The organism is Mesorhizobium amorphae CCNWGS0123 (assembly GCF_001686985.1).
GTDB classification, from domain to species: domain Bacteria; phylum Pseudomonadota; class Alphaproteobacteria; order Rhizobiales; family Rhizobiaceae; genus Mesorhizobium; species Mesorhizobium amorphae.
The window spans coordinates 3,739,465-3,763,921 of sequence record NZ_CP015318.1 but is presented as its reverse complement, the minus strand read 5'-3'; the positions used below and the strand labels follow the sequence as shown (position 1 = coordinate 3,763,921).

General features: G+C 63.6%; 21 protein-coding genes, 2 tRNA genes and 1 pseudogene. 14 read left to right on the top strand and 10 right to left on the bottom strand.

The features are described from left to right. Positions 1 to 3: 3 nt before the first annotated feature. A complete protein-coding gene (locus A6B35_RS17645) occupies positions 4 to 1,647 on the bottom strand; it encodes an ArnT family glycosyltransferase (RefSeq protein ID WP_006204465.1) in 1,644 nt (547 codons plus the stop codon). A 300-nt stretch (positions 1,648 to 1,947) separates the two neighbouring features. Here A6B35_RS17645 and tyrS point away from each other — a divergent pair, with 300 nt between their 5' ends. Both tyrS and A6B35_RS17635 read left to right on the top strand, forming a co-directional pair. Then, positions 1,948 to 3,201 carry a tyrosine--tRNA ligase gene (gene tyrS / locus A6B35_RS17640; protein WP_006204464.1) on the top strand — a complete coding sequence of 418 codons (1,254 nt, stop codon included), beginning with the start codon at positions 1,948 to 1,950 and terminating at the stop codon, positions 3,199 to 3,201. Positions 3,202 to 3,333: 132 nt separating this feature from the next. Further along, the gene (locus tag A6B35_RS17635; protein ID WP_006204463.1) at positions 3,334 to 3,870 is read left to right on the top strand and encodes a GNAT family N-acetyltransferase; all 537 of its coding nucleotides are present in this window, start codon (positions 3,334 to 3,336) and stop codon (positions 3,868 to 3,870) included. Between the two features lie 36 nt (positions 3,871 to 3,906). Here the strand turns inward: A6B35_RS17635 and A6B35_RS17630 are convergent, their stop codons facing one another. Next, on the bottom strand, positions 3,907 to 7,293 hold the full coding sequence (locus A6B35_RS17630; RefSeq protein ID WP_040583471.1) for a YhdP family protein: 3,387 nt from the start codon (positions 7,291 to 7,293) through the stop codon (positions 3,907 to 3,909). A gap of 96 nt (positions 7,294 to 7,389) precedes the next feature. Here A6B35_RS17630 and A6B35_RS17625 point away from each other — a divergent pair, with 96 nt between their 5' ends. Beyond that, a complete protein-coding gene (locus tag A6B35_RS17625) occupies positions 7,390 to 7,857 on the top strand; it encodes a peroxiredoxin (protein ID WP_006204461.1) in 468 nt (155 codons plus the stop codon). Between the two features lie 341 nt (positions 7,858 to 8,198). Here the strand turns inward: A6B35_RS17625 and A6B35_RS37360 are convergent. Then, a pseudogene (locus tag A6B35_RS37360) lies at positions 8,199 to 8,258 on the bottom strand (hypothetical protein); the annotation flags it as partial. A 173-nt stretch (positions 8,259 to 8,431) separates the two neighbouring features. On the opposite strand from A6B35_RS37360, the gene A6B35_RS17620 reads away from it, so the two are divergent. Both A6B35_RS17620 and A6B35_RS17615 read left to right on the top strand, forming a co-directional pair. Beyond that, a complete protein-coding gene (locus A6B35_RS17620) occupies positions 8,432 to 9,595 on the top strand; it encodes a class I SAM-dependent methyltransferase (RefSeq protein WP_139032243.1) in 1,164 nt (387 codons plus the stop codon). A gap of 297 nt (positions 9,596 to 9,892) precedes the next feature. Continuing rightward, on the top strand, positions 9,893 to 11,185 hold the full coding sequence (locus tag A6B35_RS17615; protein ID WP_006204459.1) for a M23 family metallopeptidase: 1,293 nt from the start codon (positions 9,893 to 9,895) through the stop codon (positions 11,183 to 11,185). Between the two features lie 18 nt (positions 11,186 to 11,203). Here A6B35_RS17615 and A6B35_RS17610 read toward each other — a convergent pair whose 3' ends face one another. Together A6B35_RS17610 and A6B35_RS17605 are read right to left on the bottom strand one after the other, a co-directional pair. Then, on the bottom strand, positions 11,204 to 12,448 hold the full coding sequence (locus A6B35_RS17610; protein WP_006204458.1) for a M20 metallopeptidase family protein: 1,245 nt from the start codon (positions 12,446 to 12,448) through the stop codon (positions 11,204 to 11,206). Next, positions 12,435 to 13,613: a M24 family metallopeptidase gene (locus A6B35_RS17605; protein ID WP_040583470.1), complete on the bottom strand. Its 1,179-nt coding sequence runs from the start codon at positions 13,611 to 13,613 to the stop codon at positions 12,435 to 12,437. Before A6B35_RS17605 ends, A6B35_RS17610 begins: the two co-directional genes overlap by 14 nt. A 281-nt stretch (positions 13,614 to 13,894) precedes the next feature. Between A6B35_RS17605 and A6B35_RS17600 the strand changes: the two genes are divergently transcribed. The 6 genes from A6B35_RS17600 to A6B35_RS17575 all read left to right on the top strand — a co-directional run bounded on the left by A6B35_RS17600 (position 13,895) and on the right by A6B35_RS17575 (position 19,154). Further along, a complete protein-coding gene (locus A6B35_RS17600; RefSeq protein ID WP_040583468.1) occupies positions 13,895 to 15,331 on the top strand; it encodes an FAD-binding oxidoreductase in 1,437 nt (478 codons plus the stop codon). Continuing rightward, the gene (locus A6B35_RS17595) at positions 15,328 to 16,071 is read left to right on the top strand and encodes a FadR/GntR family transcriptional regulator (RefSeq protein ID WP_006204455.1); all 744 of its coding nucleotides are present in this window, start codon (positions 15,328 to 15,330) and stop codon (positions 16,069 to 16,071) included. The genes A6B35_RS17600 and A6B35_RS17595 overlap by 4 nt, the downstream gene beginning before the upstream one ends. A 2-nt stretch (positions 16,072 to 16,073) precedes the next feature. Beyond that, complete coding sequence (locus A6B35_RS17590; protein ID WP_006204454.1) at positions 16,074 to 16,511, top strand: VOC family protein; 438 nt, start codon at positions 16,074 to 16,076, stop codon at positions 16,509 to 16,511. A gap of 89 nt (positions 16,512 to 16,600) precedes the next feature. Beyond that, on the top strand, positions 16,601 to 17,629 hold the full coding sequence (locus A6B35_RS17585) for an ABC transporter substrate-binding protein (protein WP_006204453.1): 1,029 nt from the start codon (positions 16,601 to 16,603) through the stop codon (positions 17,627 to 17,629). Continuing rightward, the gene (locus tag A6B35_RS17580) at positions 17,629 to 18,402 is read left to right on the top strand and encodes an ABC transporter ATP-binding protein (RefSeq protein WP_006204452.1); all 774 of its coding nucleotides are present in this window, start codon (positions 17,629 to 17,631) and stop codon (positions 18,400 to 18,402) included. The genes A6B35_RS17585 and A6B35_RS17580 overlap by 1 nt, the downstream gene beginning before the upstream one ends. Next, positions 18,399 to 19,154, top strand: coding sequence for an ABC transporter permease (locus A6B35_RS17575; protein ID WP_006204451.1), 756 nt, complete (start codon positions 18,399 to 18,401; stop codon positions 19,152 to 19,154). The genes A6B35_RS17580 and A6B35_RS17575 overlap by 4 nt, the downstream gene beginning before the upstream one ends. Before the next feature lie 18 nt (positions 19,155 to 19,172). Here A6B35_RS17575 and uxuA read toward each other — a convergent pair whose 3' ends face one another. Further along, a complete protein-coding gene (uxuA, locus tag A6B35_RS17570) occupies positions 19,173 to 20,357 on the bottom strand; it encodes a mannonate dehydratase (RefSeq protein ID WP_006204450.1) in 1,185 nt (394 codons plus the stop codon). A 97-nt stretch (positions 20,358 to 20,454) separates the two neighbouring features. On the opposite strand from uxuA, the gene A6B35_RS17565 reads away from it, so the two are divergent. Then, positions 20,455 to 21,240: an SDR family NAD(P)-dependent oxidoreductase gene (locus A6B35_RS17565; RefSeq protein WP_006204449.1), complete on the top strand. Its 786-nt coding sequence runs from the start codon at positions 20,455 to 20,457 to the stop codon at positions 21,238 to 21,240. Between the two features lie 26 nt (positions 21,241 to 21,266). Here the strand turns inward: A6B35_RS17565 and A6B35_RS17560 are convergent. Continuing rightward, positions 21,267 to 21,342, bottom strand: a tRNA-Val gene (locus A6B35_RS17560). A 218-nt stretch (positions 21,343 to 21,560) separates the two neighbouring features. Between A6B35_RS17560 and A6B35_RS17555 the strand changes: the two genes are divergently transcribed. Then, positions 21,561 to 21,637, top strand: a tRNA-Asp gene (locus A6B35_RS17555). Positions 21,638 to 21,788: 151 nt separating this feature from the next. Then, positions 21,789 to 22,361, top strand: coding sequence for a polysaccharide biosynthesis C-terminal domain-containing protein (locus A6B35_RS17550; protein ID WP_006204448.1), 573 nt, complete (start codon positions 21,789 to 21,791; stop codon positions 22,359 to 22,361). Positions 22,362 to 22,431: 70 nt separating this feature from the next. Here the strand turns inward: A6B35_RS17550 and A6B35_RS17545 are convergent, their stop codons facing one another. The 3 genes from A6B35_RS17545 to A6B35_RS17535 form a co-directional block, all read right to left on the bottom strand. After that, a complete protein-coding gene (locus A6B35_RS17545; RefSeq protein WP_006204447.1) occupies positions 22,432 to 22,710 on the bottom strand; it encodes a hypothetical protein in 279 nt (92 codons plus the stop codon). A gap of 332 nt (positions 22,711 to 23,042) precedes the next feature. After that, complete coding sequence (gene rbsK / locus A6B35_RS17540; RefSeq protein ID WP_006204446.1) at positions 23,043 to 23,972, bottom strand: ribokinase; 930 nt, start codon at positions 23,970 to 23,972, stop codon at positions 23,043 to 23,045. A gap of 4 nt (positions 23,973 to 23,976) precedes the next feature. Beyond that, a complete protein-coding gene (locus tag A6B35_RS17535) occupies positions 23,977 to 24,429 on the bottom strand; it encodes an RbsD/FucU family protein (RefSeq protein WP_006204445.1) in 453 nt (150 codons plus the stop codon). Positions 24,430 to 24,457: the final 28 nt, after the last annotated feature.

The window sequence follows — 24,457 nt, the reverse complement described above, 5'->3', positions numbered from 1 at the left end:
TGTTCACTTGTCCACCCGGTAGAGGCCGAGCGACAGCTTGTCCCCTGACGAGTAGTTGAGGCCGTCGATCTCGGCCAGCCGGCGTGTGGATTTGCCCTGCCCGGCCAGAGCGTCGTTCAGTTTCTTCTCGTCCCCGATTGGCGCCAGTCCCAGCGCGCAGGCCGGGTCGTCGAGCAGGTGCTTGGCGACGCCATCGACATCGGTCAGGATCGTCTTCGTGCCGACCAGGAAGACCAGGCTCGGCTCATGATACGGCGCGGAGGCGAGCACGCTCGTCTCGCACGGGCGGTTCGCGTCGACGGCGGCCTTGATCGCCGGGCTCAGCCAGATCGGCTTCAAGGACGGCGCGATGACACCGAACAGCAGGGAGAAGGTGATGCCGGCGCAGACCGCGATGCCGCCGATGCGGCCGAGCGGCACCTGCAATTGGCGCGGGAAGGCCAGATAGCCGGCGCCGAGCGCGGCAAGGGCCGCCGGGATGCTCCACCAGGAAAATGTCCCGGCCAGATAGAGCGGCGCTCCGATGCAGACGACAGCCAGGCCTATGGAGACCACGACAAGGCCGAAAGCGGTCGCCCACCACAGCCAGGACTGCCAGCGCCGTAGGGGCGCATTGGCCTCCTCGGCCGGCAAGGTGAGCAGCCAGCCGATCAGCAGCGCCATGCCGGGGTAGGCCGGCATGACATAATGCGGCAGCTTGGTCGGGATCAGCTCGAACACCAGCCAGAACGGGATGTACCAGGCGAGGCAGAAGCGCAGGCGCGGGTCGTCCCAGAAACGGTTGATAGCCTGGAGGCCGGCGCCAACCGCGATCAGGCCGAAGGGCCACATGAACAGCGAATAGGTGAGCATATAGAAGCCGGGCGGCAGGCCATGCGATTCCTCGCCCTGCGCAACCTTGGAAATCATGTCCTTGCCGACGGCTTCCTGCAGGAACGCGCCGCCGCTCTTCCAGGTAATGAGGATGACCCAGGGCAGCACGATCAGCAGGACCAGCGCGATACCGCGCACAAGCTTCAGGTTCAACAACCAGCGCCAGTCGCGCTCGAAGGCGAACAGCGCGGCGACCGTCAGGACCGAAAGGAGCGGGCTCACAGGGCCCTTGATGAGGATTCCCGCGCCCTGGGCGATCCAGAAGACCCACGGCAGATGGCCGGCAACCGGTTCGTTGCGGCGCGAGGCCAGATAGATCTGCGCCAGCGCGCCCTGCGCCGCCACGCAGCAGGCCAGAAGCATGGCGTCCGTCTTGGCATCACGGCCTTCGAAGGCGGTGGCGAAGATCGCCGCCATCATCAGGCCGGCGGCGAGACCGGCCTTGGCGCCGAAAAGTTTTGTGCCCGTCCAGGCAATGCCGACGACGGCGATGGCGATGCCCAAGGCCGACACCAGGCGATAGACCCAGATCGGGGCTTCGGCCCCCTGCCCGCTCAGCGCGACCGCCGCCGATTGCAGCCAGTAGATGCCGATCGGCTTCTTGTAGCGGGAGACATCCTGGAAACGGATGTCGACATAGTCGCCGGTCTCGACCATCTGCTTGGTGGCCTGGACAAAGCGTGACTCGTCGCGATCGACCGGCGGAAGGGTCATCAGCCCACTGAGCGTCATCAGCAGGCTGAACAGAAAGAGGATGAGGGTGTTCCTGTTCATGTGCGGGAGGCCGGATTCCTGACTTGATCTGCGGGGCGGTCGATTGGCCTCGTCGCGGCGCTTCGGGCGAAGCCGTTGCGCGGCGCCTCATTACGCCAGCCAAAACGATGAGGCAAGGATTCGCAAATGGCGCCGCAGGCCCGCAAAACCGGAAACCCACTTTTGCTGGCCGCTGGTCTTTTGTTGGCGGGCGATCGGACGCAAAACCGGAAACCACTTTTGCTGATCGCCCGCGGATGCTAAACGCCCGCCTTCACGTCACGCTGGTCGAGCGGCCAGGCGATCTCCGGGAAAGAAAAAATGTCCGCCTTCAAATCCGATTTCCTGCGCACGATGAGCGAGCGCGGCTTCATCCACCAGACTTCGGACGATGCCGGTCTCGACCAACTTTTCAGCAAGGAAACGGTGAGCGCCTATATCGGCTTCGACGCAACCGCGAAAAGCCTGCATGCCGGCTCGCTGATCCAAATCATGATGCTGCACTGGCTGCAGCAGACCGGCCACCGGCCAATCGCGCTGATGGGCGGCGGCACCTCGATGATCGGCGACCCGTCCTTCAAGGACGAGGCGCGCAAGCTTCTGACGCCGCAGGATATCGAGGACAATCTCGCCGGTATCCGCCGCAATTTCGCGCCCTATCTCAAATTCGGCAGCGGTGCGAAAGACGCCGTCATGGTCAACAACGCCGACTGGCTGATGGAGATCAACTACGTCAATTTCCTGCGCGATGTCGGGCGGCATTTCTCCGTCAACCGCATGCTGGCCTTCGATTCGGTCAAGCTCAGGCTCGACCGCGAGCAGTCGCTGTCGTTCCTCGAATTCAACTACATGATCCTGCAGGCCTACGATTTCGTCGAGCTCTACAAGCGCGTCGGCTGCCGGCTGCAGATGGGCGGCTCCGACCAGTGGGGCAACATCGTCAACGGCATCGATCTGGGACATCGCATGGAAGGCGCGCAGCTCTATGCGCTGACCACGCCGCTGCTCACCACGTCGTCGGGCGCCAAGATGGGCAAGTCGGCCTCGGGCGCCGTCTGGCTCGATGCCGAGATGCTGTCGCCATACGAGTTCTGGCAGTACTGGCGCAACACCGAGGACGCCGATGTCGGCCGCTTCCTGAAGCTCTACACGACGCTGCCACTCGCCGAGGTGGCGCGGCTGCAACAACTCGGCGGCTCGGAGATCAACGAGGCGAAGAAGATCCTCGCCACCGAGATCACCGCCATGCTGCACGGCCGCGATGCTGCGGAGACTGCCAGCGAAACCGCGCGCAAGACCTTCGAGGAAGGCGCGCTCGCCGACACATTGCCGAGCGTGGACGTGGACAGAGCGGCGCTGGAAACCGGCGTCGGCATCCTGTCGTTGCTCGTCACCGCCGGGCTGGCGGCCTCCAACGGCGAAGCGCGCCGGCACATCCAGGGCGGCGCCGTGCGCCTCAACGACCAGCCGGTCTCGGACGACCGCCGCATGGTGACACTTCAGGATTTGAGTCCGGAAAACGTCATAAAGCTTTCACTTGGCAAGAAAAAACACGTCCTGGTGCGACCGGCCTGACGGGCAACGCCCTGACGCGATCAACTGCCGGCCGAAACAAAGCTCGGTCGTAGCGACATTTGGTCGAAACACCCGTCTTGCTACTTCCTGCCGCCGAAATGCGATCAGATCGCGGTGCAGGAGGCATATTGCATGGATCAACTGGCCATTGTCGTTCGTCGCGCCACGGAGCGGGATCAGCAAGCCATTCGCGCGTTGGTGCGTTCCGAGCGTCTGAACCCAACCGGCCTCGATTGGCCGAACTTCATAGTTGCGTTGACAGGAGGCCGCATCATCGGTGCGGTGCAGATGCGCAAACATACCGACGGCTCGCGCGAACTCGGATCGCTCGTCGTTGCCAAGGAGGCGCGAGGCCACGGGATCGCTTCGCGGTTGATCGATACGCTGCTTGCCGACGACCAGAAGCCTGTTTGGCTGATCGCGGCCGAGCCCAATGCCGGCGCCTACTCAAGATGGGGCTTTATTCAAATCGAGACGCGGGCGGCGCCCGCGAAGGTGCGACGGAACCATCTGATGGGAAGCCTGGCGCGCATCATCTCCTTCGTCATGCGGCGACCGATGCGGCGGCTGGTGATTCTTGAGCGTCGTCCGGCAGAGGAATGGACAACGCGGACGTCGGCATCGTGCCATGGGCGCGGACACGGTCAGGGCGAACGAGTATCCGCCTAGGATCGAATTCGGTCGCTCAATGCGATTGGGTTTGACTCACCGATATTCGAAGATCGACCTGAATATTCCGGGCGCGATCACCGACAGCGGGTTGATGTCCAGGACCGGCTTGTTGGCGTTGCCCTTCAGCCGGTAGGTGACGCCGATCAGGCCGCGATCCCTGCCATTGCCGAGCAGCGGGCCGAACAGCGGCAGTTCGCCGAAGATACGGTTGAGGCCGTAGACCGGCATGAAGGTGCCGGTCATGTCCATGTTGTTGCTCTGGTCGTAGAGCGTGCCCTGGAAGGTGGTGCCGATGCGCGGGCCGCGCAGCACGCCGTTCGCCAGTTTCAGATAGCCGGCGCCTTTGTCGATCTCGGCGAAGCCGCGCTCGAACTTGACCCGCGACGTATCGATGTCGGCCTTGACCGCCTGGCTCAAATTGCGGTTGTCGCCGGCCGGTGTCGTCGATACGATCGAGGCAAGCTTCGGCTCGTTGACGATGAAGAAGTTGCTGGAATCGACCTGGCCCTTCATCGGCCCGTCGCTTGCGCCAGCCATCGACAGCGTGATCGAGCCGCCTTCCATGTGCTCGTAGATGTTGAGGAAGCGCAGGATCGCGCCGGCGTCCGCCGACTTCATGTTGAGCATGCGCGTGCCGTCACCGGCGGTGTTGCTGATGGTGATCGCGGCACCCGAACTTGCCGTTGCGCTGACTTTCAGCCCGTTCACCCTGGAACCGGCGGCGCTGTAGTCCAGTTTCAGATTGGACAGCACCTCGTCATGGAATCCGGTCAGGGAATTGACGTCGGCGCTGACCGAAATCGCATCGGAGCCGGTGGTCTTGGTGGCGGTGTCGACGTCGGAGGTGAACTGCTTGATCAGCGAGCGGGCGTCGAGCGCCTCGCCGCTGACATTGACCGCGTAGCTCTTGCCCGATCGCTTGACCGAGACGGCGACATCGTCGCCCCTGTTCAGCGCGACCTTGCTGAAGCGGGCCGACGACAGGCCGCCATTGACCAGCGTCACGTCGCCATCGACGGAAAAACTCTTTCCGTCGAGGTCGAAATCGGACAGCGTCGTGGTGCTGCCCGACTTCGCCATGACGAAGGTGACTTTGGCCGGAACGCCCGCGCCCTTGCTCCAGCCTGCCCAGGGAATGTCCAGCCTAGCATTGGTGAGGTCAGCCGAGACGTTCTGGTCGCCGCCCTCGCTCTTGTCGATCGCCACCTTTATGGTTCCCGAAAGCAGCGGCGACAGGCCAGGCATGGCGGCAGCGCGTATCTTGTCGTCGAGCACCAGTGCGACCTTGCGGCTGCGCGGAGGGCCACCGTCCCTGAGCGGTTCGACGAGGTCAAGCTCGGCCGGGATGCCGTTGAGCCGCGCCTTGGCGGAGATCACCGCCTGATCGGGCCCGACCGTGATCGAACCGTCGGCCTCGGTCACCGTCTGGTCCTCGAACGGCTTGGCGAGCGACAGGTCCGTGTAGTCGAGCGATACCAGCCAATCGAGTTTCGAGGTGTCGACACCCGACTGCAGCGGAATATCCGCCTTGACGTGGCCGGTCATTTCGCCGGACAGATCCTCCGGCACGAGACCGACATGGCGCATGGCGTTGATCGGCTCGTAGGAAGCGAGTTCCGCGATCGCCGGCGCCTCGCCGGCGACGTCGATATCGAGCGCGCCGATCACCGGCGGGCGGTTGGCCTGCTTGACCGTCAGCGTGCCGTTGCTGGCCGCCACGGTGCGGCCGCTCGGCATGAAGACGCTGCCCGAGGTGAGCGCGACGTCGACGTCGTTGCCATGGAACGAAACCTCGCCCACTGCATCGCGGATCGGCGGAATGCGGCCGGCGGTGTCGAAGCGCGACCCTTCGATCTGGAAGCGGCCGAACACCTCATCGGCGGAAAGTGGAACGCCGTTGCCGAGGCGATCCGGCACGACCTGGAATCCCACGCTGCCATTGACGACACGGCCGCCAAAGAGATTGTTCAGCACCCAGAGGCGGGCGTTGCGGGCGGAGAACCAGGGCCACAATTGCTTGACGTGCGAGACCGGCATGTCGTGGACGTTGAGGGAGACGGATATGCCCGGCGCCTTGCCGTCGACAAAGGTGACCGCGGCCGTGCCCATGACCTCGCTCGAGCCGCCCGAACGGACCCCGATCTGCTCGGCGACGAGCTTGTGGCTTCTGGTCTGGTAAACGCCGGCAACGCGCGCGACGAAGTCGAGCGCCGGCTCCGGCGACTCGGAAGGCGACAAGGTCGAACGGTCGCTGGTCAGGTCGTAGCGGTAGGACGGCTCCTCGCCCGCCGTGCCGGAGGCCGGCTTCGGTCCGATCGAACCAGCGAAGTCGAAGGTCGAGCGGCCGGTCTTGAGCAGCAGCCTGTCGACCTGGATCTTGTTCGAGCCGGAGATGAGCGTGGCATTGGTATCGACGTCGGCCGGAAGCAGGCCGCGCGTGCCGAGATCGAGCACGGAGCCGGCAAGCGACAGAGAGGCCATAAGCCGCGACGCGGTCTCGCCCGCCCCTTCCGATCCCGTCAATTTGAGCGCGACCGTGCCCAGCTTTCCGCCGGTGGCCGTGGCAGCACCTTTGGTCTCAGCCAACCCGACGCTGGCGTCCAGCGCGCTGACGCGCCGTGTCGTTGGGTCGCGCGTGGCGGTGGCGGAGACGGTGAGTGCCCTGCTATCGACATCGGCCGTGGCCGACAACTGCATCCTGCCCGGCCCCGTCTGCAGAACTGAGGCGTCGGCGACGGTGACCCGCTTGACGGAGCCGGTGTCCGGCAGAGAGAACTCGACATTCGAGAGGTCGATCTGGCGCATCGAATCCTCGCGCACCGCGTCGAGCGCATGGTTGACGTTGGCGAACACCGCGTCAGCGAGCTTTTCCGGATCGACGAGCCCGTCTTCGTTGCGCAGCGCCGCCGTCCAGTCGCCGCCGCCTGACGGCATCGCTGCCGCCACGATATGCGCGTCGGAAATCCTGGCGCTGGTCAGCCGCACCTCGCCCGAAAGCAGCGGGATCAGCCGTATGCCGAAACGCACACGCCCGGCATCGGCCATCGGCTTGCCATCGGCGGTCTTCAAGACGACGTCGCTCACCTGCAAGGCGATGAAGCTCGAGCCATCGAGCGTCAGTCGTGCCGGCCCGACCGCGACATCGACATCGAAGCCGGCCAGTTTCTCGATTGCCGTCTCCGCCTCGGCCCGAAGCCGCTCGGTGCCCAAGCCCGACGCACCGAGCACATAGACGCCGGCCGCGGCCAGCAGCACCAGCGCGCCGAGACCGGCAACCAGCCGCCCAAGAATGCGAAAGCCGCGGCCGATCCTGGCGCGGCCAAGCGGCGGCACCTTGCACGCAGACGGAAAAGCCCCCAGGTCGGTGATCTCGTCACGCCTGAACCTGATCTTCTCGTGCTGCGGTTCTTCCTGATCCACGCAATATTCCGTTGTAGCGAACTCGATCGTGGACGAATCCCCGCTCGACACTATATCGATGCGGCTTGGCGCGTAACCGCAAACAAGGGCACCTATATGGCTGATCTCGACCTGGGCGACCATGCGCCGCAATTCGACCTTCCGCGCGACGGTGGCGGGTCGCTCAGCCTCGCCGCGTATTCCGGAAAGCCTGTTGTACTCTACTTCTACCCGCAGGACGACACCTCAAGCTGCACCACCGAGGCGATCAGCTTTTCGCAGTTGAAGCCGCAATTCGAAAAGGCCGGCGCGGTGGTGATCGGCCTGTCGCCGGACAGCATCAAGAAGCACGACAAGTTCAAGCAGAAATACGATCTGACCGTCGACCTCGTCGCCGACGAGGAGCGCAAGGTGATCGAGGCCTACAATTTGTGGGTCGAAAAGACGATGTACGGCCGCAACTATATGGGCGTCGAGCGCGCGACGTTCCTGATCGGCAAGGACGGACGCATCGCCAGGATCTGGCGGAAGGTCCGGGTCAAGGGCCACGCCGAAGAGGTGCTCGAGGCGGTGCGCGCGCTTTGACGCGCGGAGCCGTTAGCCGGTTCCTGGCGTGCGGTGCTGTCGACGCTTCTGGCGCGCGGGCGTGGCGGCAAAAGAACCCCTGAGCAAGGCCTGAGCCCACACCGAAACGACGCGTTCCGTCTAGCCCCTGCCGAAGGTCGGCCAGGTCGGCAGGGCTTCAGCAAGGCCTGGCGGTTGTCGCAGCGCTCGTCGATGCGTCCGTCCTGCCGACGCAGGCGACGGCGTCCCAATAGAATCGTCGGCAGACAGCGGCGATCTAGCCCACCGCTGGTCTCGGGCAGATTCGCCTTGCCGGCGTCCGCCTTCACGTAGCGGCGGAAGTCGGCGAGCGTGACGCCCTTCATCGTGGCGCCGCGCGGGTCGACCGGATTGTCCAACCATCCGTCCTCGGATTTCAGCACCGCCGCGCCAGCACGCGGGTAAAGTTGCGGTCCATGGATTGCGCCTCCTGCAATCGCAAGAGATACCGCCGCGGCACCGGTATAGAATTATCTCTGTGCAGTGGCGCAGCCGGCAACTATTCATGGTTTTGATTTTCGGTTAATGGTCAGTTGTGTTTAGGGTGGATACAGCAATGACAGAACAACCGCGGACGCTTTGGCAACGCTTCATGCTTGACCATTTCCGCACCCAGTCTCGGCTGAACAGCATCGGAGAAGTCGAACAACTTAAGCGAGAGGAAGAACAACTTAAGCGGGAGGCCGAACCTCCCGTAGAGACTGCTCCCTACTGCACCACTTTCAGCGGCGAGACCACGCCCGATGACGCCGACCTGGTAAGGCGGATAGCCCGCTCCTTCCGTGCGGCGTGCGCCATGCACACCGATCCTGCCGGCTCATTCTGGAAGTCGATTGTCGAACAGAAGAAGGGCGACGTCTCAGCTGCGCTGATGAATGACGACATTGAGCTGGCCACCAAGCTCTTGCGCGATCCATCCAGTACGATGTTCCACTATGGTTTCGACAATCTCGTGAGCGACTTCCGCGACGCGCTCAAGAATGGTGGCGATGCCGCTCAAAAGCAGCAGGGCGCCGTTTTTCACATCAGGCTTGTTTATCTCGCCGAAGTCATCGGCGCGATAAGACTCGCAAACCCGGAAAGTCGGCCACGGGCGGCTCTTGACACCGACATATTGATCGACGGTATCGAAGGCATCGTGGGTGGGGAGTTGTCGTTTCCCAATCCATTCCCGAACGAATTCGGCATCGCGTCGAAGCGCGGCGTCGCCTCATACAGAGCCATCAACTCCCTCTACCAGGCCATTTTGCTTAAGCGATATGCCGCCGGGATGCCTTCCCCCTCCGTACTCGACATCGGCGGTGGTCTCGGCCGCACCGCATACTACGCCCAAAGGTTCGGCTTTGAGGACTACACCCTCATCGACCTTCCGACGACAGGTGTTGCCCAGGCCTATTTTCTGGGCCGCACTCTTGGCGACGATCAAATCTCGCTGCATGGCGAAGAGCGGGCAGCCGTAAACATGCGCATCCCGGAATGGCTGCCGGAAGCCCCGCCGGTCGACATCGTCATCAACGTGGATTCGTTCACCGAAATGTCGAGGGGCAGCGCCGAGACATACATTCAATGGGCGAAGGAGAACGCCAAACTTCTGATCTCCATCAACCACGAAGCCAACCCATTCACCGTCCGCGAGCTGATGCTTGCCGCCGGCCTGTCGCCATCCCGAGAACGTTACTGGCTTCGGGATGGCTATGTCGTTGAGGTGGCTGAACTCTAGACGTTCACCGACTGGCACATTTCGTACCATCCCAGGTCACGGTCAGGGTGTCCAGCACCGAGGCTATGACGTTGCCGGCAAGCTTCATGTTGCCGCCTTTGGTGACGGTCAGGATGCCGTCGAAGAATCACGTGAAGAAGGTTTGCCGGTCGGCGCGATGGGCGACGCGATGGCGCGCCTCATCTTAAAACGGCTACAACCCGTGAATTGCAAGGCGTTGCGCCAAATCAACCGACCGTTAACCTTAATGATGTGTAATCAGGCCTGTCGTTGATGTCGTAACGAAAGCTTGGTCCCGTGAACCTAACCGGTCAGTCAGCGGTCTTCGGCAGGCGCAAAGAGCCCCACACAGTCATCATCGCCCGGGGCAACGAGATACGGCATTTCACCATCCGCCCCTGGCTTGCCGCCTTCATCGGCTCGGCGCTGGCGGCGATCGCCATCGGCTACCTCCTGGCGACCTCCTATCTGGTACTGCGCGACGATCTGATCGGCGCCACCACGGCGCGCCAGGCACGCATGCAGCAGGCCTATGAGGACCGCATCTCGGCGCTTCGCGCCCAGGTCGACCGCATCACCAGCCGCCAGCTTCTCGACCAGCAACTCATGGAAACCAAGGTGAGCGAGCTTCTCGAGCGGCAGAGCCAGCTCAGCCAGCGCCACGGCCGCCTCGGCCCGATCCTCGAACGTGCCGAAAGCGAAGTCGGCACCGCGCCCGCTGCAGCCGATGCCGCCGCCAAGCCCGACGAACATGCCGACGTGACCGGCGGTATCGCCCAGCCAGCGGCCTATTCCGTGGCCAGCCTTACCACCAGTCCGGGCGCCGGCGACACCAGGCCGTTCTCGCTGTGGTCGACCCGCTCCGAGCCGCTGCCCAGCGATTCGGCCGCCGACCGTGCCGACAGGCTGTTCGTGTCGATCAACCAGTCGCTCAAGGCCATCGAAACCGAACAGCTTACCCGCGTCGCCACGCTTGCCGACAACGCCTACAAGAGTGCCGATGCCATAACCCAGGCACTGCAGGCTGCCGGGCTGCCGGTCGACAGCGAATTCGGCAAGAGCGATGCCGGCGGCCCGCTGATCCCGGTCGACGGGTCGATGATCTTCGACAGCAAGGTCAAGGAACTGGACGAGGCGCTGGACGCGCTCGATCATCTGAAGAAGGAAGCGCGCAAGCTGCCGCTCGCCAATCCCGCTCCCGGCCATTCCGTCACCAGCCCGTTCGGCGTGCGCACCGACCCGATCCTCGGCACTGCCGCACTGCATTCGGGCATGGATTTCAGGGCCCCGATCGGCATGGCGGCCAAGGTCACGGCTCCCGGTGTCGTCGTCAAGGCCGGCTGGAACGGCGGCTATGGCCGCATGGTCGAGGTCGATCACGGCAACGGCTTTGCCACGCGCTACGGGCATCTCAGCGAAATCGACGTCACTGTCGGCCAGAAGCTCGCGGCCGGCGACGTCATCGGCAAGACCGGCAGCAGCGGCCGCTCGACCGGCCCGCATCTGCACTATGAGGTTCGCCACAATGGCGAGGCCGTCGATCCGCTGCGTTTCCTGACCGTCGGCAGGAAGGTCGAGCAGTACCTCTAGGCCACCCTGTCCCGCAATTCACTGTGCGTCGAGACTTTCCGGCTGCGTCGACAGAAACATCGTCGCTGCCGAAGCCAGAGTGGCCGCACCGAGTTTCAGGGCGGCCTCGTCGACACGAAACCTGGCATGGTGCAGCGGAAAGACCGATCCGACCGCTTCATTGCGGATTCCGAGCCGGAAATAGACCGACGGGCGTTTCTCGCTGTAGTAGCCAAAGTCGTCGGCGATGGTCCATCCGGGCGTGTTGAGAACATTTTCAGCCCCGATGCAGGCCTTGGCGCTGGCGACAACCAGTTCAGTCATCTCGACATCGTTGACGACCCCCGGCTCGCCCTTGTGGATGTCGAGCTGGACACTCGCGCCGTGGCTCGTCGCTATCCCCTCGAGTATGGCACGAACGCGGCGCCAGGCCCGCTCGCGAGAGGCGTCGCTGCCGCTGCGGATGGTGCCTTTCAACGTGACCTTGCCGGCGATCACATTGTAGGCGCTACCGCCATTGATGGTGGTAACGGATATGACCAGCGGGTCGTAAGGGTCGATCTCGCGCGAGACGATCTTCTGCAGTTCGGTGACCATCGAACAGGCCACGGCTATCGCATCGATACCTTCATACGGTTTTGCGGCGTGCGCGGCGGAGCCCGTGACGACAACATCGAACGTATCGCAAGCCAGGGTGTATGGACCGGAGCTGACGGCAATCTTGCCGGACTGCGTGTACGGATCGACATGAACGCAGATGGCGGCGTCGACATCGTCAAGAAGCCCCTCTTCGACCACCCGTCTCCCGCCCGACGGTTCGTCTTCCTCGGCCGGCTGGAAGATGAGGCGCACGGTTCCGCCAAAATCATCCCTCGACCGATGAAGATGCGCGGCAACCGCAAAGCCCATCGATGCATGGGCATCGTGACCGCATGCATGCATCACGCCTGGATTTATCGACGCATAGTCGACGCCGGATTCTTCCTCGATCGGCAAGGCATCGATGTCTGCGCGAATGACCAGCTTGCGATTTGAAGGCTTCCCGGTGCCGACAATATCGACGGCCAGACCAAAGCCCGCGACGTCGCGAATGTCGGCAATTCCCTGATCTGCCAGCATCTGCCGCAGGTAACGCTGCGTGTTCACTTCCCGGTTCGAAAGCTCCGGATTGCGATGCAGATGCCGGCGGATCTCGATCATCCGGTCGAGGATCCCGGCATCGATGTCGACTGGGACGGGAGCCGCGGCACCGCCAACCGCCGTCGGATCGTCAGGATTTGACATGGATGTCTCGCGGGAACCTGGTCAGGGTTTCATTGCCGGTTTCGGTCACCAGGATGGTCTCGCTGATCTCGATGCCCCAGCCGTCCATCCACATGCCGAGAATGGAATGCACGACGTTGCCAGGCGCAAGCACCGTCTTGTCGCCTGGCCTCAGGCTGATCGTGTGCTCGCCCCAATCCGGCGGGTACGCGACGCCGATGGAATAGCCGATACGCGACTCCTTCTTCAGCCCGTAGCGTTGAATGACCTTGCGCCACGCAGCTTCGACCGCCTCGGCGGTCGTTCCTGGCCTGGCCGCTTCGAGTACCGCGTCCATGCCCTCGATCACCGCCCTTGCCGTGTCCGAAACATTGGTCGGCGTCTTGCCAAGCTGCAGCGTTCTTGCGAGCCCGGCGGCATAGCGGCGGCAGACCCCGGCGAGTTCCAGGGCGATCGTCTCGTTCTCCCCGAACCGCCTGTCGCTCCACATGATGTGCGGAGCGGAGGCATTCTCGCCACCGAGAATTGTCGGAGGCAGAGCGGTGATGTCGCCCGCGAAGTCCGGGCTGCCGGCGATCTGTGCCGCCTGGATGGAAGCAATCGCATCGCATTCGCGAACGCCCGGTGCAATAATTTCGAAGGCCCGCGCGACCGCCGCTTCGGCCAAGGTTGATGCCTTGCGCAAATAATCGATCTCTGGCGCTGATTTGACCGCGCGTATCCAGTTCACCAGCAGATCAGCGTCGTGCAGCCTGGCATTGGGCAGTCCGGCGACAAGCCGGGCATGCCCTTTCGGCGAGAAATAATAGGCTTCGAGCTCGATGCCGATGTGACGATTGCCCCAGCCCTTGGCGACGATCCAGGCTGCTATCCAGTCCATGGGATGGCGATCGCCGCGTTGGACATAGTCTTCCGGGAAGCCGACCACATTCTCGGGCTTCATCCAGGCTGTCAGGAGACCGCCGGCTGCATCCATGGCGCGGCCGATCCAGACCGGCTCGGCCTCTTCGATCGGAACGAGCACCATTTGCGGCGTGTAGAATGACCAGCCGTCATAGCCGGTGATGTAATGCTGGTTGGCGACATCGTTCACGATCAGAAGTTCGATGCCGCGCCTTGCCATCTCGGCGCGGATCTTTCGAAGCCGTTGCTGGTATTCGTCACGCGTAAACGGCAATTCGATCATCTTGTCCCCATGCCTTGCTGGATCAACGGTCGCGGGCGAGCCGCCGCTCACCATTGAAATGCTTTCGACCTGGCGGCAATCGGCCAAGACGGCGCATGAGCAGGTCCTAAACCCGATACGTCCAACACGACCCTCACTTTGCCGGCGGCATAGGCAGCTCTCGACATCTTCATCCCAGACGGTGTCGGTGATTAGCCCGATTTTCCCGGGAGCCGTTGACTCGATCTCAGTTGTAGGATGATATGTATCACCCTATCTCCAGACATCGCTTCGGCCCGTTCATGACCGTTCACCGCCTTTCGCCAAAAATCCTCAGCGCCATGGAAGGCGCTGTCGGGCAAGGCGGCGTCGCCATCGACGCCGCCGACATGGCGAAATACCTTGGCGACTGGTCGGGCGATCACCATGGCGGCGCGCTTGCCGTGCTGAAGCCGGCTTCGGTCGCCGAGGTTCAGGCGGTGGTGCGGCTGTGCGCAGCGCTTGGGCTGGGCATCATCCCGCAAGGCGGCAACACGGGGCTGGTGGCGGGCGCGATCGACATCGAGGCCCGTGGATCGGTGGTCGTCAACCTGGAACGGCTGAACGCCCTCCGTCTCGTCGATGCCGACAATTTCGTCCTGCAGGCCGATGCCGGCTGCGTCCTGCAGACCATCAAGGACGCCAGCGAGGCGCATGACTGCCTGTTTCCGCTGGCGCTCGGCGCCCAGGGCAGTTGCCAGATCGGCGGCAATGCGGCGAGTAACGCCGGCGGTATCAATGTGCTGCGCTACGGCATGGCGCGCGATCTCATCCTCGGCCTCGAAGTCGTGCTGCCGGACGGTGAATTGTGGAGCGGCTTTTCCGGTCTGCGCAAGGACAATCGCGGCTACGATTTGAAGCAGCTTTTCATCGGCAGCGAAGGGACGCTCGGCATCATCACCGGCGTCGAGCTGAAACTGTTTCCGAAACCCGTTCGGGTCGAAACGGCCTATCTCGGCCTTGCCTCGTTCGAAGCAGCCATCACGCTGTTCCGGCAGGCGCGCCGGGCCTCGGCCGATCTGATGTCGGCTTTCGAGATCATCGGTTCGGAATGCATCGAACTGGCGCGCCTGATCGACGCCGATATTGCCTCGCCGGTCGAGGCTCCCGTCCACGTGCTGATCGAACTGTCCGCAAGTGCCGCGGTCGATCTGCGCGCGTTGCTGGTCGACTTCCTGGCCGGCGCCATGGGGAGCGGTCTCGTCACCGAAGCCTTGCTTGCCGAAAGCGGCGCGCAGGCCAAATCCTTCTGGGCGATCCGCGAAGGGCTGGTCGAGGGCCAGGCAAAGCGCGGCTACCATGTGCGCACCGACCTTGCCGTCAGGATATCGGACGTCCCCACCCTCATCGATCAGGCTCGCCGCTTCGTTACGCTCGACCATCCCGGCTGGCTGCCGCAGGCCTACGGTCATGCCGGCGACGGCAACATCCATTTCAACGTGCTGCCGCCAGCCGACCTTGCCGAAAGCGAGGCGCGTGCCACGGGCGCCGACATCACCGCGGAACTCTACCGGATCGCCGGCGCGCTCGGCGGCTCGATCAGCGCCGAGCACGGCATCGGCCGCACCCGCACCCGCGCCTTCTGGGCTGGCCTGGCACCCACCCATCGCCGGCTCGTCACTGCGCTGAAGGATGCGCTCGACCCGCAAGGACTGATGAACCCCGGCTGCCTTCTGCCTTTGACGGAGACCTCTTCATGAAGCAAAGACTGGCCGCCATCGGCACCGTGGAAGCGCTGCCGCACCGTGTCGCCGCCTTCCTCAGCCGCGAGATCGACTCCGGCGAACTCAATCCGGGCACCAGGCTGCCGACGGAGCAGCAGCTTTCGGAGAAATTCGGCGTCAGCCGCAATGTGGTGCGCGAAGCGATCGCCCAGCTTCGCGCCGACGGCATGATCGAGGCGCGGCAAGGCGTCGGCGCCTTCGTGCTGGCGCCGGAGCAGCGCGCCTCGATCCGCATCGACGGCGAAGCACTGAAAGACACCGAGAATATGGAGCGGCTGTTCGAGCTGCGCTGCATCCTCGAGGCCGAGTCGGCAGCCCTTGCCGCCGAGCGGCGCGGACAGGAGCACCTCGACGCCATCAAGGCAGCACTCGACCGCATGAGCGGCGAGGAGCGCTGGGAAGAAGGCAGCATCGACGCCGATCTGCTGTTCCATCGCGAGATCGCACGCGCCACCGGCAACAGCTACATCCACACCTTCATTTCCTTCGTCTGCGAGCAGATCCGCCGCTCGATCCACTACGCCCGCCTCACCAACCCGCTGCACGACCTGGTCGACGTCAATGTCGGCGAGCATGTGCGCATCTACGAGGCACTGGTCGCCGGCGACCCGAAGGCGGCCGAGGCGGCGATGCGCGCGCATATCATCGGCGCCGCCGAGCGTGTCGGCGTCAAGCTGCCCGCGGCGCGCGCCAAGCATACCGGCAAGGGAAAATGACCATGCCGCTCGGAGGCGCATACGCGATTTCGGATGTCTGCCTGCTCGTCGAGGATATCGAGCGGACGGTCGACTTCTATGTCGAAAAGCTCGGCTTTCGGCTGCGCCGCCGCGCCGAAGGCTTTGCCGATTTCCATGGCGAGGGCGTCACACTCGCGGCATGGGAGATCGACCATATCAGCCGCCATACCGGCGTGTCGAAGCTCAAGTCGCCGCGCCAGGCGCACAAGGTCTGCGTGGCAGTGAAACTCGATACGCCCGCCGATATCGACCGGCTGCATGGCGAGCTGAGCGCCAAGGGCGTGCCCTTCTATGGCCCTCCGCAAGACTATGTCTGGAACGCGCGCTGCGCCTACTTCACCGATCCCGACGATACGCTTTGGGAATTATACGCCTGGCTCGACGGCGGCCCCGGCGACTACCACGACGAACAGCCGTAGACGACGCCGCGCCGTGGGAGCGGCGCCTGAAGAAGAAACAAGAAGTCTTGCAACAGGAGCAACAAATGAGTGGGAACGGACACTACGACATGAACCGCCGCAGCTTCGTGAAAGCCGGCATCGCCGGCCTTGCCGCCGCATCGGCCGGCATGCAGCTGGTGCTGACGCCCGGCGCCAAGGCGGCCGGCAAGGTCGTCATCCAGTATGACTGGCTGATGTCGAACGGACAGATCGGCGACATCGCCGCCGTCGCCAACGGCTACTTCAAGGACGCCGGTCTGGAAGTGGAATTCAGCCCCGGCGGGCCGAATGCCGCCACCGTACCGCCGGTCATTTCGGGCGCCGCTCAGCTCGGCCAGTTCTCCGAGACGCCGCAGCTCTATGCGGCGCGGGCCAGCGGCGTGCCGGTCAAGATCATCGCTTGCGGCTTCCGCACCGGCCCCTATGCCTTCACCTCGAAGCCGGCCAAGCCGATCCGCGGCGTCGCCGACCTCAAGGGCAAGAAGATCGGCATCCAGCCGACGGCGCGCTTCGTCATCGACGAGATCCTGGCCAAGAACGGCATCGACCCGTCCGAAGTCACCATCGTCAATGTCGGCTTCGACAAGGCGCCGCTGGTGCGCGGCGATGTCGACGCCATCGGCGGCTGGATCACCAACACGCAGGCGCTGAGCGTCGTCGGCGACGATCGCATCGACCTTCTGGTGCGCGATCTCGGGCTGAGCTCCTATGCCGATGTCTATTTCGCCACCGATGCAGCGATCGAAAAGGATCCGGACACGCTGGCCAAGTTCATCGGCGCCGTCGCCAAGGGTTGGGGCTGGGTGCACGCCAATCCGCAGGAAGCGGTGAAGAAAATGGTCGCCGCCTATCCGGAAATGGATCTCGGCTGGGAAGAAAAGACGGTCAACCTGGTGCTGAAGCTGTCCTTCGACGGGCAGACTGCCAAGGACGGCTGGGGGACATTCGACCCAGCCTCGATCGAGGAGCAATTGGCGCTGCTGGACAAGGTCGGGCAATACCCGAACGGCCGGCCGGCGGCGGCGGATGTCTACACCACCAAGATCCTGGAACTCTCGGCCGTAGATCGGCCCAAGCTCGACGCGCCCGCCGCCTGATGGCGAACGCAATCGAGGCAAGCAGGCTGGATGTCGGCTATGGCGGCCGGCAGACGGCGGTGAAAGTGCTCTCCGGCCTCGACCTTACGGTCGCGGCCGGCTCCTTCCTGTCGATCCTCGGGCCGTCGGGCTGCGGCAAGTCAACCTTGCTCCGGGTGGTCGCTGACCTGCTCGATCCGCTGGGCGGTACGATCAGCGTGCTTGGCGACACGCCGCACGCGGTGCGCTCGCGCCGCGATGTCGGCTTCGTCTTCCAGGATTCGACCCTGCTGCCCTGGCGCACGGTTCGCGACAATGTCCGCCTGCCGCTCGGCGTCGGGCAAGGCAGCCTGACGCGCACGATCGAGGATCGCAGCGACGAATTGCTGGAGCTGATGGGACTTGCCGGCTTTGGCGAGCGCCTGCCGCACCAATTGTCGGGGGGCCAGCGGCAGCGCGTGGCGATCGCCCGCGCGCTGCTTGGACAACCGAAGTTGCTTTTGATGGACGAACCGTTCGGCGCGCTGGACGAAATCACCCGCGACCGCCTCAACGACGAATTGCTGGCGCTGTGGCGGCGCACCGGCACGACCATTCTCTTCGTCACTCATTCGATCGCCGAAGCCGCCTATCTCGGCGAGCGTGTGATCGTGCTTGCCGCCAATCCCGGGCGCTTGATCAAAGACCTGGACATGCGGCCGTTCAAGCAGGACGGCAACCGCTGCTCGCGCGAGGATGCCGCTGTCGCCGCCGCCATGGCCGAATTGCGTGGCGCGCTGGGGCAAGCCTCATGAGACAGGAACCCTTGCCGCCGGCGCTGGCGATCGCGCTCCCCGTCCTGGGTGCAGCTTCGATCCTGTTCTCCTGGCAGTTCCTGCTGCCCTGGCTCGGCGTGCCGGCCTATATCGTGCCGACACCGACAGCCATATTCGGGGTTTTCCAGAAGAGCCTTGCGCTGTTTATGAGCAATCTCTGGCCGACGCTGATCGAGGCGCTGGCAGGCTTCGTCATCGGCAACCTCGCCGGCGTGCTGCTGGCGGTAGTCTTCGTGCACAGCCGCGTGCTGCAGGCCGCCTATTTCCCGATCGTGCTGTTCTTCAACACGATCCCGATCCTGGCGCTGTCGCCGATCATCATCCTGATCTTCGGGTTGGGCATGACACCGAAGATCGTCATTGCCGCCGTGATCTGCTTCTTCCCGACCCTGGTCAACATGATCCGCGGGCTGGATTCGGCCAGCGACAGCGAGCACGAACTGTTCCGGGTGCTGTCGGCGACGCGCTCGGAGGTTTTCTGGAGCCTGCGCCTGCCGCGAGCCCTGCCGATGCTGTTCTCCTCGCTGCGGATCGCATCGGCCACCGCAGTTATCGGCGCCATCGTGGGCGAATGGATCGGCTCGGACAAGGGACTCGGCGCGCTCATCATCCAGGCGAGCTTCAACTACCAGTCGGACCGGCTCTATGCGGCGATCGTGCTGTCGTCGTCGCTGTCGATTGCGCTGTTCGCAATCGTCGTTCTTGTTGAACGCCGCGTTATAAAGTATTGAAAGTTCTGCTGTTTTCTTTCAAGCCAGCCCAAACCGCTCCACCGCCCGCATGATGCCGCGCAGCTCAGCCAACCCCTTGAGGCGGCCGATCAGCGAATAGCCGGGGTTGATCCTGGTCTTGCCGATGTCGTCGGCGAGCAGGTGGCCATGGTCCGGGCGCATCGGGATGCGCCAGTCGCGCCTGCCTTCCTTGCGCCGGCGCACCTCTTCCTTCATCAGCCCCAGGATCACCGCCGCCATGTCGGTGGAACCTTCCAGATGTTCGGCCTCGAAGAACGAGCCGTCGTCCTCGCGCGTGACGTTGCGCAGGTGGGCGAAATGGATTTTTGGGGCGAACTCCTCGATCATCGCGACCAGGTCGTTGTCGGCGCGCACGCCATAGGAGCCGGTGCAGAAGGTCAGGCCGTTCGCCGGGCTGTCGACCGTCTCCAGGATGAAGCGTGCGTCTTCGGCGGTGGACACGACGCGCGGCAGCCCGAACAGCGAAAAAGGCGGATCATCGGGATGGATGCACATGCGCGCGCCGACCTCCTCGGCCACAGGGATGATCTCCTTCAGGAACCAGGCAAGATTGGCGCGCAGTTCGGCCGGGCCGATTGCATCGTAGTCGGCAAGCGCTTCGCGCATCGTGTCGCGGTTGTACTTGCGTTCGGTGGCCGGCAGTCCGGCAATGAGGTTGCGCTCGATCGTGTCGATCTGCTCGTCGCTCAAAGCCTTCAGCCGCGCTTGCGCCTCCGCGATGCGCGCCGGGCTGTAGCTGGCCTCGGCATTCGGCCGCTTCAGCACGAACAGGTCATAGGCGGCAAAGTCGATCGCGTCGAAGCGCAAGGCGTAGCCGGTGGTCGGCAACTGGTACATGAGGTCGGTGCGGGTCCAGTCGACCACGGGCATGAAATTGTAGCAGATGGTCGAAATGCCGGCCTTGGCCAAAGCGCGAATGGTGTCCTTGTAGAAGCCGGCGTAGCGCTGCCTTTCCGCCGAACCGATCTTGATCGAGTTGTGGACCGGGATGCTCTCCACCACCGACCAGGTCAGCCCCGCGGCCTCGATGATGCGCTTGCGTTCAAGGATATCGGCCAGAGGCCAGGCACGGCCGTCATAGATGTTGTGCAGGGCCGACACGATGCCCGTCGCCGCTGCCTGCCTGACATGATCGAGCGTGACCGGATCGTCCGGCCCGTACCAGCGCCAACATTGTTCCATAAAGGTCCCTTCCGAAGCGAAGCCAAAACCGTATTGTTGGACCATAGTCGGAGTCGAGACTTCGGCAATCCCAACGAGGCATGACGGAGTTTGAGCCATGAACGACTTTGGCGGCAAGGTTGCCCTGGTGACGGGAACGACCGGGATCGGCCTGGCAAGCGCCAGACGCCTGGCGGCGGGTGGTGCCGCGATCATCGCCTGCGGCATCGACAGCAACGCAAATGCAGCGATGCAGGCCGAACTCGATCGCGCCGGCGCAAAGGCGCTGGTGGTGACGACGGACGTTTCCGTGCCGGATCAGGTCGCCCGGGCGGTCGCCGCCGGCGTCGCGCGGTTCGGCGGGCTGGACGTCATCGTCAACTCGGCCGCCGTGCACCCTTATGGCACGGCAACGAGCACGGATTTCGAAACCTGGAACCGGGCAATGACCGTCAATGTCGGCTCGATCTATTTGACCGCGCATTTCGGCATTCCCGAAATGATCAAGCGGGGCGGCGGCGCCATCGTCAACGTCGCTTCGGTGCAGGGCCACGCCTGCCAGCAGAACGTTGCCGCCTATGCGACGACCAAGGGAGCGATCCATACGCTGACGCGCTCGCTGGCGCTCGACTACGCCCGCCAGGGGATCCGGGTGAATTCGGTGAGCCCCGGATCGATCCGCACGCCGATCCTGGAAAAAGCGGCGCGCGGCGACAACGGGACCGACGCCGATGTCGAGGCGGCCTACAAACGCTTCGGCGAGGCGCACCCGCTTGGCCGCATCGGCGAACCGGAAGAAGTGGCGGAGCTCATCGCGTTCCTGTGCTCGTCCAAGGCAGGCTTCTGCACCGGCGCCGACTACAAGATCGACGGCGGCCTGATGGCCGGCATCGGGGTCAAGTGAAGAGGGATAGGATCAAACCTGAAAAATGGTGGGCGATGACGGGCTCGAACCGCCGACATCTTCGGTGTAAACGAAGCGCTCTACCAACTGAGCTAATCGCCCGCTCCGGCGCGGACCTTTAAGCGGTCAGGACAGGCTTCGCAAGGCAAAATGAACAGGCAACGTCCTGTTCGGATGCCGGTTTCGCCAACAAAGCGAGGCTTGTCAAAAAACCTTCTCCTGTTTGCTGTTATGCTGTCCCACTCCGCTTGACACCCGGTGGCGAACCCCTTATCCAGCGGCCCAACGACGAACACGGCTGACCCGTGCTCGTCTTGTGCGCGGGTGTAGCTCAGTCGGTTAGAGTGCCGGCCTGTCACGCCGGAGGTCGCGGGTTCGAGCCCCGTCACTCGCGCCAACTATTTTCAACGTATCGGTTTCGCACCTGGCACGAGTTCAACCGGACTCGTTCGCAGGCGCGGCATCGTTTGTGCCGTATTTACAAAACCCGTGCCGGCTGTGAGAAGTTGCTGGCGAACCCACGTTGTTCGGGTCAGGGAGGACTTGCGATGAACGACCACCGGGATAGCGGGACGCGTCCGAACATTCTTGAGACCACCCTCGCCGCTGCCTTGCAGGACCAGCGAACGGTGGACGAGCAGCGTCAAAGCATTGCGCCTCTGGTCGACGGCATGTCCTTCTACGACAGCATTCGACACGATGACGAGCGCGGCAGCGTCACCGAGATCTACGACCCTCGCTGGGGCTGGCATCCCGACCCGCTGGTCTTCTCCTACATTTTCACAATTCGGCCCGGCATGGTGAAGGGTTGGGGGCTGCACAAGCTGCACGAGGACCGCTATTTCGTGGTCAGCGGCGAAATGGAGCTGGTTGTTTACGATCCAAGGCCGGACTCCAGCACATACGGCAAGATTTCCAAGGTCTACCTTTCCGGCAGTCGTCCCCGGCTCGTCAATATCCCGAAATTCGTCTGGCACGCCGACCACAACATTGGTACGTCCGATGTGGTCGTCATCAACTTTCCGACCATCCAGTACGACCACTCGAATCCCGACAAGTATCGCCTGCCGATCGACAGCGATCTCATTCCCCACGATTTCGGAAGCGCGAAGGGATGGTGAGCAAACCGCGCTTTTCCATCCTGATGCCGTTTCGCCGCGGCGTCTCTGCCCGGCGCGTCTCTCGAACCAATTACCGCGGACGGGCTCGATTCCATCGCTGCAGAAATTTACCCAGTTCCCCACGCAGCGCGGGCATGGAATTTGCCGCTGCCAGGTCTGCCTCGGCGCCCTTCGACCCCCGTCCATAGGCCAGGCCGAGGACCAGACCGATGTATCCGACCTGAAGAACGATCAGAGCAACAACAGCCCAACCGAGGGCTTTCCAGACAGAGCCGGTTTCCATCGCTGCCCAGATCGCCACGATGAACGACGTTGCGAACATGCCCACCAGAAACTGCGGAAAATACATGACACCCAGCACCCATTTTTTGGCGATTCAGGCGGCTTTCAACGCAACTCTTAAAGAGCCCGCCGCTCCATTTGCGGAGCGGCGGGGCCCCCCAAATTAGCCCCCCGGCTGCCGGGCCAACAAGTGACCCCGGTCATTTCTGACAGTGCAATTGGGATGCCAAACCCACTGGCCCATTACGGGACACATATGCCGATGGCGCAAGACCGGATTGGCGATTAACATTACCTGTGGCTAATATGCCACCCTGATCGAGCGGCTTGGCATCCCGCGTCAATTCGGCTGCCTCGATGCCTGTTGGCTCGGTGGGCAATCGAGATTGGTGATCGAGTTCAACTTCTCGCCAGCAGTGCCTCGACCTCTTGCAGTGTCGGCATCGACGGCGCCGTGCCTGGCCGGGTCACCGAAATGCCGGCGACGGCGCAGGCGAAACGCACCGCCTGCAGCGGCTCGACGCCTTTGGCAAGCGCCGCGGCCAGGCCGCCATTGAAGGCATCGCCGGCGCCTGTGGTTTCGACCACCGGGCCGGCATTGACCGCGCCGACATGGTCAGAGCGGCTCGCCGTGTGCAGCAGCGCGCCCTTCTCGCCAAGCGTGATGATTACCGAGCCGACTCCCTTTTTGAGCAGACTGTCGGCGGCGCGGCGGGCATCGTCGACCGACGCGACCTTGATGCCGGTCAATTCCTCGGCCTCGGTCTCGTTGGGCGTGACGTAGTCGCAGAGCGTGTAGATGCGGTCGGGCAGGCTTGCCGCCGGCGCCGGGTTGAGGATCGTGGTCACCCCTGCCCCGCGCGCGATCTCGAGTGCGCTCAGCGCCGCCTCGAACGGCTGTTCGAGCTGGGTGACGAAAACGCCTGCCGAGCGGATCAGGCCGGCATGAGCCTCGATGTCATCGGGCGAGATCAGCATGGCGGCGCCGGGGCTAACGATGATGGCGTTGTTGCCGGTCGTTTCCTCGACGAAGATGTAGGCGGCGCCCGTATAGCTGTCAGGCGTGTCGATGACGGCGCTCTTTACACCGGCCTCTTGCCAGGTGTGCTTGGCCATCTCGGCGAAGGCATCGACGCCGAGGCGCGTCAGGAAGGTGATGTCGGCGCCGAGCTTGCCGGCCGCGACCGCCTGGTTCGAGCCCTTGCCGCCGGGGCCGAGCTTGAACGAGTTGCCGAGGATCGTCTCGCCCATGCGCGGCTGGCGATCGGCGCGATAGGCGGTGTCGGCAACGAAGACACCGAGAATGACGACAGGCTTGCCGGCCGCCATGATGCTACTCCGCATCCGGCGGAACGACGCCCTTGCGGAAGGCAAAGCAGCCATAGAAGCGGCGCTCGCCGGTCTGGATGACGCAATAGGCCTTCTTGGCGCGTTCGTAGAAGGCATAGCGCTCGACCGAAATCATCGGCCATGCCTTGCCTTCGGCGGCGTCGATTTCTTTCTGAACTTCCTTCTGCACAGGCGGAATTTCGTCCGGCTTGCCGACGATCTCCATGCGCGCGGCCGCGTCGTCGACAAATGTGTCCAATGGATAGAGCGACAGCACCGCCCTGGCCACATCGGCCGCCGGCGCGTCAATACGCAACAGCTTGCCGAGCACGGTCTGGCGCGCCACGGAATCGGCCGGGAAATTAGTGTCGCAGACGATCAGGTCGTCGCCGTGGCCCATCGCCCGCAGCGCCTGGAGCACATCGGCGTTGAGCAGCGGATTGATCCCTTTGAGCATGGTATTCCTCGTGGAAAAGTCGGTTGGA